At 73.8% G+C, this 15,682-nt stretch carries 15 protein-coding genes; 8 read left to right on the top strand and 7 right to left on the bottom strand.

Annotation, left to right across the window (positions count from 1 at the left end):
- Positions 1-81: 81 nt before the first annotated feature.
- The 7 genes from OG392_RS10070 (at position 82) to lgt (ending at position 6,297) form a co-directional block, all read left to right on the top strand.
- The gene (locus tag OG392_RS10070) at positions 82-639 is read left to right on the top strand and encodes a DUF2752 domain-containing protein (RefSeq protein ID WP_443054734.1); all 558 of its coding nucleotides are present in this window, start codon (positions 82-84) and stop codon (positions 637-639) included.
- A 155-nt stretch (positions 640-794) separates the two neighbouring features.
- On the top strand, positions 795-1,604 hold the full coding sequence (gene trpC / locus OG392_RS10065) for an indole-3-glycerol phosphate synthase TrpC (protein ID WP_030314603.1): 810 nt from the start codon (positions 795-797) through the stop codon (positions 1,602-1,604).
- A 7-nt stretch (positions 1,605-1,611) separates the two neighbouring features.
- The gene (gene trpM, locus OG392_RS10060) at positions 1,612-1,872 is read left to right on the top strand and encodes a tryptophan biosynthesis modulator TrpM (RefSeq protein WP_329277749.1); all 261 of its coding nucleotides are present in this window, start codon (positions 1,612-1,614) and stop codon (positions 1,870-1,872) included.
- A 300-nt stretch (positions 1,873-2,172) separates the two neighbouring features.
- Positions 2,173-3,468 (top strand): tryptophan synthase subunit beta, encoded by a 1,296-nt coding sequence (trpB, locus tag OG392_RS10055; RefSeq protein ID WP_329277747.1) that lies wholly within the window; start codon positions 2,173-2,175, stop codon positions 3,466-3,468.
- Positions 3,465-4,283, top strand: a complete 819-nt coding sequence (gene trpA, locus OG392_RS10050; protein ID WP_329277745.1) for a tryptophan synthase subunit alpha — start codon at positions 3,465-3,467, stop codon at positions 4,281-4,283. Before trpB ends, trpA begins: the two co-directional genes overlap by 4 nt.
- 63 nt (positions 4,284-4,346) lie before the next feature.
- On the top strand, positions 4,347-5,204 hold the full coding sequence (locus tag OG392_RS10045; protein ID WP_329277743.1) for a DsbA family protein: 858 nt from the start codon (positions 4,347-4,349) through the stop codon (positions 5,202-5,204).
- A gap of 88 nt (positions 5,205-5,292) precedes the next feature.
- Complete coding sequence (lgt, locus tag OG392_RS10040) at positions 5,293-6,297, top strand: prolipoprotein diacylglyceryl transferase (protein WP_329277741.1); 1,005 nt, start codon at positions 5,293-5,295, stop codon at positions 6,295-6,297.
- Positions 6,298-6,398: 101 nt separating this feature from the next.
- Here lgt and OG392_RS10035 read toward each other — a convergent pair whose 3' ends face one another.
- The 7 genes from OG392_RS10035 to OG392_RS10005 are packed head-to-tail and all read right to left on the bottom strand — an operon-like array spanning position 6,399 to position 14,329.
- On the bottom strand, positions 6,399-7,244 hold the full coding sequence (locus OG392_RS10035; RefSeq protein WP_329277739.1) for an HpcH/HpaI aldolase/citrate lyase family protein: 846 nt from the start codon (positions 7,242-7,244) through the stop codon (positions 6,399-6,401).
- 5 nt (positions 7,245-7,249) lie between these two features.
- Positions 7,250-8,521, bottom strand: a complete 1,272-nt coding sequence (locus OG392_RS10030) for a CaiB/BaiF CoA transferase family protein (protein ID WP_329277737.1) — start codon at positions 8,519-8,521, stop codon at positions 7,250-7,252.
- Positions 8,518-9,456, bottom strand: coding sequence for a ribokinase (rbsK, locus tag OG392_RS10025; protein ID WP_329277735.1), 939 nt, complete (start codon positions 9,454-9,456; stop codon positions 8,518-8,520). The genes OG392_RS10030 and rbsK overlap by 4 nt, the downstream gene beginning before the upstream one ends.
- On the bottom strand, positions 9,453-10,835 hold the full coding sequence (locus OG392_RS10020; RefSeq protein ID WP_329277733.1) for an ADP-ribosylglycohydrolase family protein: 1,383 nt from the start codon (positions 10,833-10,835) through the stop codon (positions 9,453-9,455). Before OG392_RS10020 ends, rbsK begins: the two co-directional genes overlap by 4 nt.
- Positions 10,832-12,010, bottom strand: coding sequence for an ADP-ribosylglycohydrolase family protein (locus OG392_RS10015; RefSeq protein ID WP_329277731.1), 1,179 nt, complete (start codon positions 12,008-12,010; stop codon positions 10,832-10,834). Before OG392_RS10015 ends, OG392_RS10020 begins: the two co-directional genes overlap by 4 nt.
- Complete coding sequence (locus OG392_RS10010) at positions 11,967-13,334, bottom strand: ADP-ribosylglycohydrolase family protein (RefSeq protein ID WP_329277729.1); 1,368 nt, start codon at positions 13,332-13,334, stop codon at positions 11,967-11,969. The genes OG392_RS10015 and OG392_RS10010 overlap by 44 nt, the downstream gene beginning before the upstream one ends.
- Positions 13,334-14,329, bottom strand: coding sequence for an ADP-ribosylglycohydrolase family protein (locus OG392_RS10005; RefSeq protein ID WP_329277727.1), 996 nt, complete (start codon positions 14,327-14,329; stop codon positions 13,334-13,336). Before OG392_RS10005 ends, OG392_RS10010 begins: the two co-directional genes overlap by 1 nt.
- A gap of 253 nt (positions 14,330-14,582) precedes the next feature.
- On the opposite strand from OG392_RS10005, the gene OG392_RS10000 reads away from it, so the two are divergent.
- Entirely contained in the window at positions 14,583-15,311 is a 729-nt protein-coding gene (locus OG392_RS10000; RefSeq protein WP_329277725.1) for a VIT1/CCC1 transporter family protein, read from the top strand.
- Positions 15,312-15,682 lie beyond the last annotated feature (371 nt).

The raw sequence follows: 15,682 nt of genomic DNA, 5'->3' as shown, positions 1-15,682 counted from the left end.
GCAGTCCGGCCGTGCCGGGCTGCGCTCTCGCGCGTCCGGGGCGAGAATCACCGGGTGGACCCGCAGCCGACGGCCGGAGCCGTGACCGACACATCCAGCACCCGACCGGGTGAACCTCTGCCACCGACCGGACCGGCCGCACAGGCCCGCCAGGCCGCTCCCGCGGCACCGGAGCCCTGGACGCCCCCGCGCGGCCACGCGCACGCGTGGCCGGAGAACGGGGCCCCACAGCCGCCGCCCCGGTCGCTCGCCCGGCGGCTGTTCGCGCCCGTCGCCGCGCTCACCGGGGTGGCCGCCGCCTTCGCGTACGTCGGGACCGTCGACCCCAACGAACCCGGGCACTACCCCGTCTGCCCCCTGCTGCGCTTCACCGGCATCTACTGCCCCGGCTGCGGCGGGCTCCGCAGCGCCCACGCCTTCGTCCACGGCGACCTCCCGGCCGCCCTCGGCGCCAACGCCCTCGCCGTCATCGGCTACGGACTCTTCGGCGTCCTGATCGTTCTCTGGCTGATTCGTGCCATCCGCGGGGTGCCCATGCGCCTCGCGGTCTCCCCGGTCGTGTGGTGGGGGATCGGGGCCGTCCTCGGCCTCTTCACCCTGGTCCGGAACCTTCCCTTCGGCGCAGCACTGGCCCCCTGAGGGCCCCCCGCGGCGCCGCGGGGACCCCTACGGGAGTCCCAGCAGATGGGACGCGACTCCGGCCGATGCGAGTCCGGGGCCGTCCTGCGGATAGGATCGATGTGGCTGAACCTGGTTCATCATCACCATCACCGTCCCGGAAGGGGGCCCCTCGCGTGAGTGTGCTCGACGAGATCATCGAAGGCGTACGCGCCGACCTCGCAGAGCGGCAGGCGCGGGTCACCCTCGACGAGCTCAAGGAGCGCGCCGCCAAGGCGCCGCAGGCCAAGGACGGCGTCGCCGCACTGCGCGGCGACGGCGTCAAGGTGATCTGCGAGGTCAAGCGCTCCAGCCCGTCCAAGGGCGCGCTCGCCGCGATCGCCGACCCTGCCGGACTCGCCGCGGACTACGAGGCGGGCGGCGCGGCCGTCATCTCCGTCCTCACCGAGCAGCGCCGCTTCGGCGGCTCGCTCGCGGACCTGGAGGCCGTCCGGGCCAAGGTCGACATCCCGGTCCTGCGCAAGGACTTCATCGTCACCGCGTACCAGCTCTGGGAAGCACGCGCGTACGGAGCGGATCTCGCGCTCCTCATCGTCGCCGCCCTGGAGCAGGAGGCCCTCGTCTCCCTCATCGAGCGCGCCGAGTCCATCGGGCTCACCCCGCTCGTCGAGGTCCACGACGAGGACGAGGTCGAGCGTGCCGTCGACGCGGGCGCCCGGATCATCGGCGTCAACGCGCGCAACCTGAAGACCCTCAAGGTCGACCGCTCCACCTTCGAGCGGGTCGCCCCCGAGATCCCCGCGCACATCGTCAAGATCGCCGAGTCCGGCGTCCGCGGCCCGCACGACCTCATCGCCTACGCCAACGCCGGCGCCGACGCGGTCCTGGTCGGCGAGTCGCTCGTCACCGGCCGCGACCCGAAGGCCGCCGTCGCCGACCTGGTCGCCGCGGGCGCCCACCCGGCACTCCGGCACGGCCGGAGCTGACCGCGCCATGACCCGCCGCCGCACCACGCCGACCCCTCCGGGCACCGCCCGGGGGACCGTCGGCGTGCCCGGCGGCAGGCTGCGCGTCGCAGCCGCCTCCGTACCCGCGCCGCATGCCCCGCTGGCCCGGGGCTGCCGTCCGCGTGGCTGCCGCGCACCCGCCCGCCGTGTGCACGGCCGCCGGGTGCGGTACGTCATCGGGGACGAGCCGGGCCAGGTCAACGGCATGCGATGGCGTCGGCGCCCCGCGCGCACCTCCACGAACTGACACGACCGCTCAGCCACCGGGCTCTTCGGCCCGTGGCCCTGCCGTGGCACACACCGTGCCCCTTCCGCCCTCCCGCGTGGACGATCGTCCACCCTGGGGGTGCGGGTGCGGGTGCGGGTACGGGCGCGGCAGCCGAGGCCCGGCAAGGGGCGCCGTTCCGTTGTGCCCACCCTCCCCGGACTCCGTTCGGGCAGGGGCGAATGCCCACAACGGGGGTCGGCGGCGAGGAGTGGGGCGCGCGCATCTCGTGACCATCCACCACACGTCACCCGGGGCACCCGCCCCGCGAGGAGCATCCGCATGTCCAGCGAGTTCTTCATTCCGGACCCGGAGGGTCTGGTCCCCACCCCCGAGGGCTACTTCGGCGCCTACGGCGGCAAGTTCATCCCCGAGGCCCTCGTCGCCGCCGTCGACGAGGTCGCCGTCGAGTACGACAAGGCCAAGTCCGACCCGGAGTTCGCCCGCGAGCTCAACGACCTGATGGTCGACTACACGGGCCGTCCGAGCGCCCTCACCGAGGTGTCCCGGTTCGCCGAGCACGCCGGAGGCGCCCGGATCTTCCTCAAGCGCGAGGACCTGAACCACACCGGCTCGCACAAGATCAACAACGTGCTCGGCCAGGCCCTGCTCACCAAGCGCATGGGCAAGACCCGCGTCATCGCCGAGACCGGCGCCGGTCAGCACGGCGTGGCCACCGCCACCGCCTGTGCCCTCTTCGGCCTCGACTGCACCATCTACATGGGCGAGGTCGACACCCAGCGCCAGGCCCTCAACGTGGCCCGGATGCGGATGCTCGGCGCCGAGGTCGTGGCCGTGAAGTCCGGCAGCCGGACGCTCAAGGACGCCATCAACGAGGCGTTCCGCGACTGGGTCGCCAACGTCGACCGGACGCACTACCTGTTCGGCACCGTCGCGGGCCCGCACCCCTTCCCCGCCATGGTCCGCGACTTCCACCGCGTCATCGGCGTCGAGGCCCGCCGCCAGATCCTGGAGCGCGCCGGCCGCCTCCCCGACGCGGCGATCGCCTGCGTCGGCGGCGGTTCCAACGCCATCGGACTCTTCCACGCCTTCGTCCCCGACGCGGACGTCCGGCTGATCGGCTGCGAGCCGGCCGGCCACGGCGTGGAGACCGGCGAGCACGCGGCCACCCTCACCGCCGGCGAGCCCGGCATCCTGCACGGCTCGCGGTCGTACGTCCTCCAGGACGAGGAGGGCCAGATCACCGAGCCCTACTCGATCTCGGCGGGCCTCGACTACCCGGGCATCGGCCCGGAGCACGCGTACCTGAAGGACAGCGGGCGCGGTGAGTACCGCGCCGTCACCGACGACGCCGCCATGCAGGCGCTCCGGCTGCTCTCCCGTACCGAGGGGATCATCCCGGCCATCGAGTCGGCGCACGCCCTCGCGGGGGCCATCGAGGTCGGCAAGGAGCTCGGCAAGGACGCCCTGCTCCTCGTCAACCTCTCCGGGCGCGGTGACAAGGACATGGACACGGCCGCCCGCTACTTCGGGCTCTACGACACCGGCGCGGCCGCCGTCGAGGCCGACGTCGCAGCCGAGGACGGCGCGGGCGAGATCCGGAGGGACACCAAGTGAGCGGCAACATCCAGCTCCTCAGCGACACCCTGGCCAAGGCCAAGGCCGACCATCGCGCCGCGCTCATCGCGTACCTCCCGGCCGGCTTCCCGACCGTCGACGGCGGCATCGCGGCGATCAAGGCCGTCTTCGACGGCGGTGCGGACGTGGTCGAGGTCGGCCTCCCGCACAGTGACCCGGTCCTCGACGGACCGGTCATCCAGACCGCCGACGACATCGCCCTGCGCGGCGGAGTCAAGATCGCCGACGTCATGCGGACGGTCCGCGAGGCCCACGAGGCCACCGGCAAGCCGGTCCTCGTCATGACGTACTGGAACCCGATCGACCGGTACGGCGTCGAGCGCTTCACCGAGGAGCTCGCCGCGGCCGGCGGTGCGGGCTGCATCCTGCCCGACCTGCCGGTCCAGGAGTCCGCGGTCTGGCGCGAGCACGCCGACAAGCACGGTCTCGCGACCGTCTTCGTCGTCGCGCCCAGCAGCAAGGACGAGCGCCTCGCCACCATCACGGCGGCCGGCTCCGGCTTCGTCTACGCGGCCTCCCTCATGGGTGTCACCGGCACCCGCGAGTCGGTCGGCGAACAGGCGGCCGACCTGGTCCGCCGTACCCGCGCCACCTCCGAGCTCCCCGTCTGCGTCGGTCTCGGGGTCTCCAACGCCGTCCAGGCCAAGGAGGTCGCCGTCTTCGCCGACGGCGTGATCGTCGGCTCCGCGTTCGTGAAGCGGATCCTCGACGCCGACGGCGACGAGGCCGCGGGACTCGCCGCGGTAAGGGAACTGGCGGCCGAACTCGCCGAGGGTGTCCGGCGCGTCTCGTAACCCATCTGGGTGGATCTGCGACCGGGGAGGCACGCACGTGCCTCCCCGGTTCGTTTCCGAGGCGTGAGCGAGAAGAACAGTGGTGACGGTAATCGGAGTGCGCGGGAGCGTCTCCAGCAGCAGCGCGAGCGCGAGAAGGCCCGCGAGAAGCAGCGGCGGATCCTGATCGTGTCGGCGGCGGTGGTCGGTGTCCTCGGACTCGCCGCGGTCGTCGGGGTGATCGCCGCGGGCGGCGACAAGGACAGTGGATCCGACAAGGCGGGCCCGGTCGTCGCGCCCGCCGGGGCGACCGAGGAGGACGGCAAGCCCGCCGTTCCCGCCGGGAAGGCGGACGCCCCGTCGACACTGGCGGTCTGGGAGGACTTCCGCTGCCCGGCGTGCGCCCAGTTCGAGAACGCGTTCCGGGACACCATCCACGAGCTGGAGGCCGCGGGCGCGCTCAGGACCGAGTACCACCTCGCCACCCTCATCGACGGGAACATGGGCGGCAGCGGCTCCCTGCGCGCGGCGAACGCCGCGGCGTGCGCCCAGGACGCGGGGAAGTTCACGGCGTACCACGACACGCTCTACGTCAACCAGCCGCAGGAGACGGATGACGCCTTCGGCAGCAACGACAAGCTGATCGAGCTGGCGGCAAAGGTCCCGGGGCTCGACACGCCCGCCTTCCGTAGCTGTGTGAACGACGGCACGCACGACAGCTGGGTGGTCAAGTCGAACGAGGCCTTCCAGAACGGCGGCTTCCGCGGCACACCGTCCGTCCTGCTCAACGGAGAGTCGATCTTCCCGCAGAAGGGGAACGAGCAGATCTCCCCGGAGAACCTGAAGAAGTGGGTCGCCGAGGCCAACAAGGGCAAGAAGCCCGGCACGGCGGCTCCGACGACCGCTCCGGCGGCCTCCCCGGGCTCTCCCTCGGCGGGCTGAGCCACCGCCTACGGCCCGGGTTAGTTACCCATACGTTGCCGGGTGGGCTGCCGTCCCGCCCGCCCGGCAGGGTAGCGTCGGTCCTGCCATGGACCTTGCCTACATTCCCAGCCCGTCGACCGGCGTGATCAACCTCGGACCGATCCCGCTGCGCGGCTATGCCTTCTGCATCATCATCGGTGTCTTCGTCGCCGTCTGGTACGGCAACAAGCGCTGGATCGCCCGGGGCGGCACCGCCGGCACCGTGGCCGACATCGCCGTCTGGGCGGTGCCCTTCGGCCTCGTCGGCGGACGCCTCTACCACGTGATCACCGACTACCAGCTGTACTTCAGCGAGGGTGAGAACTGGGTCGACGCCTTCAAGATCTGGGAGGGCGGCCTCGGTATCTGGGGCGCCATCGCGCTCGGCGCGGTGGGTGCCTGGATCGGCTGCCGCCGGCGGGGCATCCCGCTCCCGGCGTACGCCGACGCCATCGCTCCCGGAATCGCGTTCGCCCAGGCCATCGGCCGCTGGGGCAACTGGTTCAACCAGGAGCTGTACGGCAAGCCGACCGATCTGCCCTGGGCCCTGAAGATCACCGAGAGCGCGAACCGTGAGGCCGGGCTCTACCACCCGACCTTCCTGTACGAGTCGCTCTGGTGCGTCGGTGTCGCCTTCCTCGTCATCTGGGCCGACCGCCGCTTCAAGCTCGGCCACGGACGCGCCTTCGCGCTGTACGTCGCCGCGTACTGCGTCGGCCGGGCCTGGATCGAGTACATGCGCGTCGACGAGGCCCACCACATCCTGGGCCTGCGGCTGAACGTGTGGACCGCGATCGGCGTCTTCGTGCTCGCCGTGGTCTACATGGTCGTCTCGGCGCGGGTCCGCCCGGGCCGCGAGGAGATCGTCGAGCCGAAGGCCGCGAAGGAGGCCGCCGACAAGGCGGCCGAGACGAAGGACGGCGAGGACGCGGAGTCCGCGGACACCGCCGAGGACGCCGTCACGGACGGCCTCCCGGACACCGGGAAGGCCGCCGGGGCCTCTGAGGACGCCTCGGACGGTGACGTGGAGCACGGGGCCGGCAACGGCGCCGGGTCGGCCGCCAAGGGCTGATCCCCCCCGAACCGGTCGGAAGGGCCGCCGGGACCGAGAGGTCCCGGCGGCCCTTCCGCGTGCCGGGGCAGGGGCGCCGGGCGCGGGCCCGGACCGGGGCGTCAGGCCGTCCGGGCCGCGAGGGCGAGGACCCGGTGGGCGCCCGCCACCACCGCCGCGTCCACGAAACGCCCGTCCGGGAGGGCGAGGGCGCCCTGTTCGGGGCCGGCGGCCTCGACGACCTCCCGCGCCGCGTCGACCTCCTGCGGCGTGGGGAGGTAGGCGCGCTCGATGACCGGGAGCTGGCGCGGGTGGATGGCCGCCCGGCCGAAGAAGCCCATGGCCCGGCCCCGGGCACAGCCGGCGGCCAGCGCGTCCAGGTCGCCGATGTCGGGATGGACCGACTGGGCCGGGGGCGGGAGGGCGGCCGCGCGGGCCGCGACCACCACCCGGCCGCGGGACCAGTCCAGGCCGCAGTCCTCCCGTACCCCGAGGTCCGCGCGGAGGTCGGCCTCGCCGAGCGCGATGCCGCGGACGGCGGGGTGCGCGGTGGCGATGGCGTAGGCGTTCTCCACGGCGAGGGCGTTCTCCAGGAGCGGGTAGAGGGGGAGGCCCGGGGCGAGCTCGACGAGCCGGTGGATGTCAGTGGCGTGTGTCACCTTGGGAACACGAAGACCGTGGAGGCCGGGGAGGAGGGCCAGGGTGGGGATGTCGCGCGGGGTGTGGACGCGGACGTGGACCGGGACGGGGAGCGGGTCCGCGAGCAGATCGGCCGTGGCGTCGAGGGCGTACGCCTTGCGGTGCGGGGCGACCGCGTCCTCCAGATCGACGATGACGACGTCGGCGCCGGAGGCCAGCGCCTTGCGGACCACGTCGGGGCGGTCGCCGGGGGCGTACAGCCAGGTGAGGGCGGTCGCGAAGGCCGAGCGGCGGGTCGTGCCGTTCGTGCGGGCCGGGGTCTCGTTCATGTCTCTCATACCGCTCCCTGCTCGCGGAGGCTGCCGATCTCGGCGGGGCTGAGGCCGAGTTCGGAGAGGACGTCGGTGGTGTCGGCGCCGTGCGGGCGGCCGGGCCAGCGGATGGCTCCGGGCGTCTCGGAGAGGCGGAAGAGGACGTTCTGCATCTTGATCGGGCCGAGTTCGGGGTCGTGCACCTCGGTGACGGTGCCGAGCGCCCGGTACTGGGGGTCGCTGACGACGTCCCGGATGTCGTAGACCGGAGCGATCGCCGCCTCCGCCTTCTCGAACGCCGCCATCGCCTCGTCACGGGTGCGGCGGGCGATCCAGGCGCCGACCGCCTCGTCCAGGACGTCCGCGTGCTCGGCCCGTCCCGTGCCGTCGGCGAACCACGGCTCGTCGATCAGATCGGGGCGGCCCACCAGGGCCATGACCCGTTCGGCGATGGACTGGGCGGAGGTGGAGACGGCGACCCAGGAGCCGTCGGAGGTGCGGTACGTGTTGCGGGGGGCGTTGTTGCGGGAGCGGTTGCCCGTGCGGGGCTGGACATAGCCGAGCTGGTCGTACCAGAGGGGGTGGGGCCCGATGACGGAGAGCATCGGTTCGATGATCGCCATGTCGACGACCTGGCCGCGCCCGGTCGTGTTCCTCGCGGTGAGCGCGGTCATCACCGCGTACGCCGTGGCCAGGGCGGCGATCGAGTCGGCCAGGCCGAAGGGGGGCAGGGTGGGCGGGCCCTCCGGCTCGCCGGTGATGGCGGCGAAACCGCTCATCGCCTCGGCGAGGGTGCCGAATCCGGGGCGGTGGGCGTACGGGCCGAACTGGCCGAAGCCGGTGACCCGGGCGAGGACCAGCCGCGGGTTGACGGTGGAGAGCTCCTCCCAGCCGAGACCCCAGCGTTCCAGGGTGCCGGGGCGGAAGTTCTCCACGATCACATCGGCGTCGGCGGCGAGCGCGAGAAGGGTGTCACGGCCGCCGGGGGACGACAGATCGAGGGTGATCGCCCGCTTGTTGCGACCGAGGACCTTCCACCAGAGACCGATGCCGTCCTTGGCGGGGCCGTGGCCGCGGGACGGGTCGGGCTTGCGGGGGTGCTCGACCTTGACGACGTCGGCGCCGAAGTCACCGAGCATCGTGGCGGCGAGCGGGCCGGCGAAGAGGGTCGCGAGATCCAGGACGCGCAGGCCGTGGAGAGGCGCCCGGGCCGCGGGGGCGGCGGCGGTGGGAGCGGCGGACGGGGCGGGGCCGGCCGGAGTGTGCGGCGCCGGGGCCTGAGGAGTGGGGCTCATACGGGGTCGGTCTCCTTCTCGTCCGTGCCCTCGGTCCCGCCGCGGGAGCCGAAGGCGGCCTCGATCTCGGCGCGGTACGGCATCGACGTCGACGCGCCCTCGCGCTGGACGGAGAGCGCGGCGGCGGCCCCCGCCCAGGCGAGCGCCTCGGGAGCGGGCCGGCCCTCGCCGAGGGCGACCACCAGCGCACCGACGAAGGTGTCGCCGGCGGCGGTGGTGTCCACGGCCCGGACGCGGGGTGCGGGCACCGTCACCGGGTCGGCGCCCCGGACCGCGTACAGGCTGCCGGCCGCTCCGAGGGTCACCACGACCTCGGGGACGTCCCGGAGCAGGGCGAGGGCGGCCTCCCGGGGGTCCGTCAGGCCGGTGAGCGCGGCGGCCTCGTGCTCGTTGGGCACCAACAGGTCGATGGTGGCGAGCAGTTCGGGAGGGAGCGGCTGGGCGGGAGCGGGGGTGAGGACGGTCCGTACGCCGAGGCGGCGGGCGGTCGCGGCGCCCTCCACGACGACGGAGAGGGGGAGTTCGAGCTGGAGGAGCAGGGTGTCGGCGGTGCCGATGAGGGCCTCGTCGCCGTGGTCGAGGGAGGTGACGGTGCCGTTCGCGCCGGGGACGACGACGATCGCGTTGCCGCCCTCGTCGTCGACGACGATGTGCGCGGTGCCGGAGGGGCCCTCGGCGGTGCGCAGCAGATCGGTGTCCACCGAGCAGTGTTCGAGGGTGTCCCGGAGCCGGGTGCCGAAGTGGTCGGCGCCGACCGCGCCGATCATCGACACCTCGCCGCCGGCGCGGGCGGCGGCGACGGCCTGGTTGGCGCCCTTGCCGCCGGGGATCGTGCGGAAGGCACGGCCGGTGACGGTCTCGCCGAGGGCCGGGGCCTTCTGTACGTAGGCGACGAGGTCCATGTTGGTGCTGCCGAGTACGACGATGCTGGTCATGGGCGTACTGCCTCCCGGTGGGTCAGTTCGGCCAGGGTGTCGAATCCGATGCCGTCGAAGGACGGGACGGAGGTCGCGAGACGGTTCTTGAGGGGGGCGGTCCAGCGCTCCGGCAGCCGGTCGGGGTGCCCGGCGAGCAGACCGGCGACCGAGCCGGCGGTGGCGCCGTTGGAGTCGGTGTCCCAGCCGCCGGAGACCGCCGCGCAGAGGGAGCGGGTGAAGTCGCCGTCGGCGTGGGTGAGGGCGGCGGCGAGCAGGGCGGTGTTGGGGACGGCATGCACCCAGTGGTACCCGCCGAGTTCGGCGTGCAGGCGGTCGACGACGGTGTCGAAGTCCGGAGTCTCGCGGGCCAGCCCGATCCCGCGGCGGACGGCCTGCGCCAGGCGGGAGTGCGGCGGGATCACGGCGAGGCCGTCGGCGAGCGACCGGTGGACGTCGGCGCTGCCGGTCGCGGCCGTGGCGAGGGTGGCGGCGACGAACATGGCGCCGTAGACGCCGTTCGCGGTGTGGGTGAGGGTCGCGTCCCGGTACGCCTGCTCGGCGGCTCCGGCCGGGTCGCCGGGACGGGTCCAGCCGTGGACGTCGGCCCGGATCTGGGCGCCGATCCACTCGCGGAACGGGTTGCGGTGGACGGCGGTCAGCGGGGGTTCGATCCCGTCGAGGAGATTGCGGTAGGCCACGCGCTCGGCCGTGAACGTACGGCCGGCGGGAAGCTCGTCGAGCCAGAGGCGGGCGACGTCGGCGGTGGTGAAGCCGCGGCCGTGGCGCTGGAGGAGCAGCAGGTTGAGGAGGGGGTAGTTGAGGTCGTCGTCCTCGGGCATCCCGTCGATGTTCTCGGCGAGGGAGGTGGCGGCGGAGCGGCGGTTCCAGGGGTGGACGGCGAGCAGCTCGGGCGGGACGCCGCGGGCGGTGAACCACGTGGAGAGGGGCCAGTTGCCGGTGGCGCGGGCGAGGGCGCGGATGGCGGTCAGGGGGAGCTTCTCGACGGGCTTGCCGAGGAGACAGCCGGCGGCCCGGCCGAGCCAGGCGGCGTGGAGACGGTCGCGGAGGGCGGTGTCCCCGCCCGCCCCCGCCGCTCCGTCCGGCGGCGTCGGGGCGGTGCGGGGGGTCGTCACGGCGTGGATGCCGGCGAGGTCAGCCGGTTCCCGCGCCGACAGGGGAGCGGGGAGGGCCGACAGGGCGGCGAGGAGGGAGTCCGCCAGGGGCCGGAGCTCCGGAAGGGGCACCTCGGACGCGCCGGCCGTGTCCGGGGCGGGCGGGCCGCCCGCCGCCGCCCAGCGGGCCGCGACGGCGCGGGCGTCGCGGCCGTCCTCCGCGGCCTGGCGGAGTTCATGACCCAGGAGGTCCTCCGGCTGGACCCAGGTCAGACGGAGGTTCACCGGGCGGCCGTGCCCGTCAGGGCCGCGAACGCCTGCTCGTGGCTCCGACGGAGCTTCCGGTCCCGGGCGAAGATCTCCTGGGCCACGTCCGTCAGGGCCCTCGCCGGGGCGTGCAGGTCCAGGCGGCTCGCCTCCGCCACCCGCTTCGCCCACTCCGCCGGCACCGACTGCTCCCCGTGCAGCGCGCCCACGATCGCGCCCGACATGGTGGCGATCGAGTCGCAGTCACGGCCGTAGTTGACGGAGCCCAGGACCGTACGGCGGTAGTCGCCCTCCCCGACGAGCAGCATGCCGAGGGCGATCGGGAGTTCCTCGATCGCGTGGAGGCGGGACGGGCGGCGGGCGCCGAGGGAGGGGGAGCGGTAGTCGGGGCCGACGGAGTCGAACTGGGCCACCGCCTTGCGGAGCGGCGTCAGGGCCGATTCGAAGTCCCGGTGCCGGTCCGCGACGTCCGCCACCGCCTCGATCGCCGCCCGCGTCCCGTCCTTCGCCAGCGACAGGGCCGTGTCGACCACGGTCGCCGGCGTGGCGCCGGGGACGCACGCCGCCGCCACGGCGGCCGCGAACACCCCCGCCGCCTCGCGGCCGTAGGAGGACTGGTGGGCGCCCGCGATGTCGAGGGCCTCGGTGTACGCGGCCTCCGGGTGGGCCGCGTTGACGAGGCCGACCGGCGCCATGTACATCGCTGCGCCGCAGTTGACGATGTTGCCCGCGCCGGCCTCGCGGGGGTCCACATGGGCGTAGTGGATGCGTGTCACCAGCCACTTCTCCGCCAGGAAGATCCGCTGGAGCGGGAGCGCCTCCGCCTCGAGCTCGGGGATCCAGACGGGGTTGCCCATGAGGTCGGGGACGAGGTGGTCCGCGACCGCGTACGCGTCGAGGTGACCGCGGACCTTCTCGTAGACCCGGATCAGCGCATGGGTCATCAAGGTGTCGTCGGTGACGTGTCCGTCGCCCTTGTGGTACGGGGCGATGGGGCGGGCGGTGCGCCACTCGTCGCCGTTCCACGGGCCGACGATCCCGCTGACGCGGCCGCCGTGGCGTTCCAGGATCTGCTGGGGGGTGTAGCCCTCGACGGGGCCGCCGAGCGCGTCGCCGACGGCGGCCCCGAGGAGACTTCCGATGATCCGGTCATCCAGTGGGGGCGTCACCTGCGAGGGCGTTGTGGGTTTCATGTCTGGATTGTCCACCCGGGGTGGGTGGTTCCGTGGCTGCGAGCAGCCCGGCGAGTTCGACCAGATCCGTGCCCGCGAGCCGCGGCAGCGCGCAGCCCGCCAGCGTCCTGCACGCCTCGCGCCACGTCGCCGGCACCGAACGGCCCCCGCCCAGTGCCCCGGTGAGCGCTCCGGCCAGCGCGGGCGCGGAGTCGGCGACCCGCGACAGGCAGACGGCGGCCGGGACCGCGGCCGTCATCTCGCCCCGGGCGGCGGTGGTGAGGGCCAGCGCCACCGGGACGGTCTCGGCGGCGGCGATGCCGTAGCTGTAGACGTGGTCCACGATCTGGTGCTCCAGGAGGGGGACCAGTTCGAAGGCCGAGGCGGCGGTCTGCGCCAGCTTCACCGCGTACCGGGCGTTGCGGCCGATCTCGGTGACGGGCGGGAGTTCGGCGAGCGCCGCCTCGACGGCCTCGTCGACCGTCGCCCCGCCGAGGGCCGCGGCGACGGCCGCCGCCATCGCGCGGGCGCCGTGGACGCCGTCGCCGTCCTGGGTGTACCGGGCGTCGAACTCGGCGAGTTCGGCGGCGGCGCGGGGGTCGCCGGGGTGCACCACGGCCAGGACCACGGCCCGGACGCAGGCCGCGTCGTCGAAGAAGTGCGGGTTGTCGTGGCCGGTCGCCGGCGGACGCAGACCGGTGGCGAGATTGCCGAGGCCCGCACGGACGGAGATCCGGGCGCGCAGCGGGAGCACGGCGGACTCGACTTCGGGTGCGCGGTCCGCCGCGGCGGCGACCTGCCCCGCGAGGGAGTTCCAGGCGAGGTCGACGGCGGCCCGGAGCCGGCGCTCCCGGGGGAGGCCGGTGAAGACCGGGCCCGCGGCGGTGAGGATCGCCTCGGCCGTGAAGGCCGCCCATTCGGCGTCGTCGGAGGGGCCGAGGCGGAGCGGCTCGGGGGGCTGGTTGAGGGCGATGGGGACGGGGAGGGTGGTCGTGGCGTTCTGCTCGGCGAAGGTGTCGAGCTCGCGGGTGAGACGGCGGGTCCACTCGGGCATCCGGGCGGCACGGTGCCGGGCGGCCGGCCAGCCGGCGGCGTCGCCCGCGGCGAGGCCGAGGAGGAGGCCCTCGACCGCGTCGCGAGCCGCCGGTGCGTGGGGCGGTGTGCGCGGGGCCGGTGCCGCGGCCGGGTCCTCGGGCGCGGCACCGGCCAGGAAGCCGGAACCGGCCGGGTCCTCGGGCGCGGCACCGGCCAGGAAGCCGGAACCCGGCACCGTCTGCTGTGCCCAGCCGCCCCGCCCCGCGGGGCGCTCGCCCACCGCGGTGTTCCTCGGGTCGTCGCCGCTCATCAGGATTCCCCCTCCGGGGTGAGAAGGTCCGCCACGTCCAGGACGTGGTAGCCGCGCATCGACGGGAGGCAGCTGCCCGTGACCGGGGTGATGGCCGAGGCCCATTCCTCGGGGATCGACCGCAGTCCGCCGGCCGCGCCCGCGAGCGCGCCCGCCACCGCCGCCGTGGTGTCGGCGTCGCGGCCCATGTTGACGGCCGTCAGGACCGCCGTACGGAAGTCGCCCCGTGCCGCCGCGAAGGCGCCGAACGCCAGGCCCACCGCCTCCGGCGCCAGATCCGTCCACGGGTAGCCGCCGATGACGACCGCCGAGCGGACCTGGCGCTCGCGGGTCTGTGCGTCGGGCTGGACGCGCTGGGCGGCGACCACCGCGCGGCGCAGCGACCGGGCCGTCCACGAGTCCATCGGGACGGCGGAGAGGGCCGCCGCGATCACCGCGGTCACCCCCGCGCCCGCCATCGCCGCCGCGACGCCGGCTGCGACGGCCTGGCCGCCGTAGATGCCCTCGCCGTCGTGGCTGACGCTGCCGTCGATGGCGACCAGCCGGGCCGCCTCCGCGGGGCGGCCCGCCGCGAACACCCCGAACGGCGCCGCCCTCATGGCGAGACCGTCGCTCCAGGCGTGCCGGTGCTGGGCGGAGATCGGCGCGGCGAGACCGCGGCGGAGGTTCTCCAGGGTGCCGCGCTCCGAGAAGCCCGCGCCGCGGAACGGGCCTTCGTCGAGGTCCGCGATCCAGTGGTGCCAGGCCCGTTCGACATGGTGGACGGTGAGGGCCGAGCCGTGCCGGGCGAGCAGCAGCGCCGAGAAGATGGCGTACTCGGTGTCGTCCGTGCCCGCCGGGCTGTCCGTCACGAAGCCCTCGATCCGGCCCCAGCGGCGGCGGATCTCGGAGGGGCGCATGTTCTCGGCGGGCGCGCCGAGCGCGTCACCGACGGCGAGGCCGAGGAGCGCCCCTCTCGCCCGTTCGCGCGTATCGCATGCCGTGGTGGTCGCCATCTCCGTGGCCCCTTCCTCGGTGGGGGCGCGTCGATGGCGCCCCGATGCCTGGATCTGTGCCACGGCGGGCCGCGAACTCGCAGAAGAAACGTCTCTGTCACCCGCCTGACACCTCGCCAGAAGTGGTTCACGCAGCAAGGCACGCCTTAGTAAGTACGGCCTGCCTTGCTGGCACGCCCCTTACATAGCGCGTATTTTCGAGGGTGTTGGGGGTGGCGGGAGCAACCCGGCCCGCCGGAACGAGGGGAGAGCCATGTCCATCATCGAAGCTCAGGCGCCACTGCACGAGGCCCACCGTGACAACCACACGCACCGTGATGTGAACGGAGGCTGGCTGCGTCCGGCGGTGTTCGGCGCGATGGACGGACTCGTCTCCAACCTCGCCCTGATGACCGGTGTCGCCGGCGGCGCGGTCTCCACGCAGACCGTCGTCATCACCGGTCTCGCCGGACTCGCGGCCGGTGCCTTCTCCATGGCGGCCGGCGAGTACACCTCCGTCGCCTCGCAGCGTGAACTCGTCGAGGCGGAACTGGACGTCGAGCGCCGTCAGTTGCGCAAGCACCCCATCGACGAGATGGAGGAGCTCGCCGCGCTCTACGTCTCCCGGGGTGTCGAGCCCGAGCTCGCCCGCGAGGTCGCGATGCAGCTGTCGAAGGACCCCGAGCAGGCCCTGGAGATCCATGCCCGCGAGGAACTCGGCATCGACCCGGACGACCTGCCGTCGCCGACGGTCGCCGCGGTCTCGTCCTTCGCCTCCTTCGCGCTCGGCGCGCTCCTCCCCGTCCTCCCGTTCCTGCTCGGGGCGACCGCGCTCTGGCCGGCCGTGCTGCTCGCGCTCGTCGGGCTCTTCGCCTGCGGCGCGCTCGTGGCCCGGGTGACCGCGCGAGGCTGGCTCTTCAGCGGCATGCGTCAGCTGGTCCTCGGCGGCGCCGCCGCGGCCGTCACGTACGGGCTCGGCATGCTCCTCGGGGCGGCGCTGTAGCCGGTCCCGTACGGATGTGGGGCCGGGTGCGGATTCCGTACCCCCACAGAAGACCGAGAGGCTCCTGAAAGGGGCCTCTCGGTCTTTTCGGGTCACCTTTTCGGGGCAAGAGCCCCCTTTCGGCTGTGACGTATATCCCTGGCCGGATCCGCCGAAGCGATGAGACACTATGCACGACGCCACATATGTAGCCGGTTACTCGGCGGTTTCGAACCCGTGACCAACGGGAATGAGGCATGAGCGTCGCTGGGCAACGAAGCCCACACAGTGACGGGTCGCCGACGGCCCGGAGATCCTCCGGATCGCCTCGATCCGTCCCCGCGAGGCAGGCCTCTGACCTCGTAAACCACAGGTGAACCCACACCACCGCT

It is taken from the genome of Streptomyces sp. NBC_00691, assembly GCF_036226665.1.
In the GTDB taxonomy this organism is placed as follows: Bacteria; Actinomycetota; Actinomycetes; order Streptomycetales; family Streptomycetaceae; genus Streptomyces.
The sequence above is the reverse complement of the archived record's forward strand: the minus strand, read 5'-3'. Positions and strand labels throughout refer to the sequence as shown.

Bases quoted from the DNA above. Each gene is read 5' to 3' on its own strand.
- trpM (WP_329277749.1), top strand. From the start codon at position 1,612: ATGACCCGCCGCCGCACCACGCCGACCCCTCCGGGCACCGCCCGGGGG.
- trpB (WP_329277747.1), top strand. From the start codon at position 2,173: ATGTCCAGCGAGTTCTTCATTCCGGACCCGGAGGGTCTGGTCCCCACC.
- lgt (WP_329277741.1), top strand. From the start codon at position 5,293: ATGGACCTTGCCTACATTCCCAGCCCGTCGACCGGCGTGATCAACCTC.
- OG392_RS10035 (WP_329277739.1), bottom strand. From the start codon at position 7,244: ATGAACGAGACCCCGGCCCGCACGAACGGCACGACCCGCCGCTCGGCC.
- OG392_RS10030 (WP_329277737.1), bottom strand. From the start codon at position 8,521: ATGAGCCCCACTCCTCAGGCCCCGGCGCCGCACACTCCGGCCGGCCCC.
- rbsK (WP_329277735.1), bottom strand. From the start codon at position 9,456: ATGACCAGCATCGTCGTACTCGGCAGCACCAACATGGACCTCGTCGCC.
- OG392_RS10015 (WP_329277731.1), bottom strand. From the start codon at position 12,010: ATGAAACCCACAACGCCCTCGCAGGTGACGCCCCCACTGGATGACCGG.
- OG392_RS10010 (WP_329277729.1), bottom strand. From the start codon at position 13,334: ATGAGCGGCGACGACCCGAGGAACACCGCGGTGGGCGAGCGCCCCGCG.
- OG392_RS10005 (WP_329277727.1), bottom strand. From the start codon at position 14,329: ATGGCGACCACCACGGCATGCGATACGCGCGAACGGGCGAGAGGGGCG.
- OG392_RS10000 (WP_329277725.1), top strand. From the start codon at position 14,583: ATGTCCATCATCGAAGCTCAGGCGCCACTGCACGAGGCCCACCGTGAC.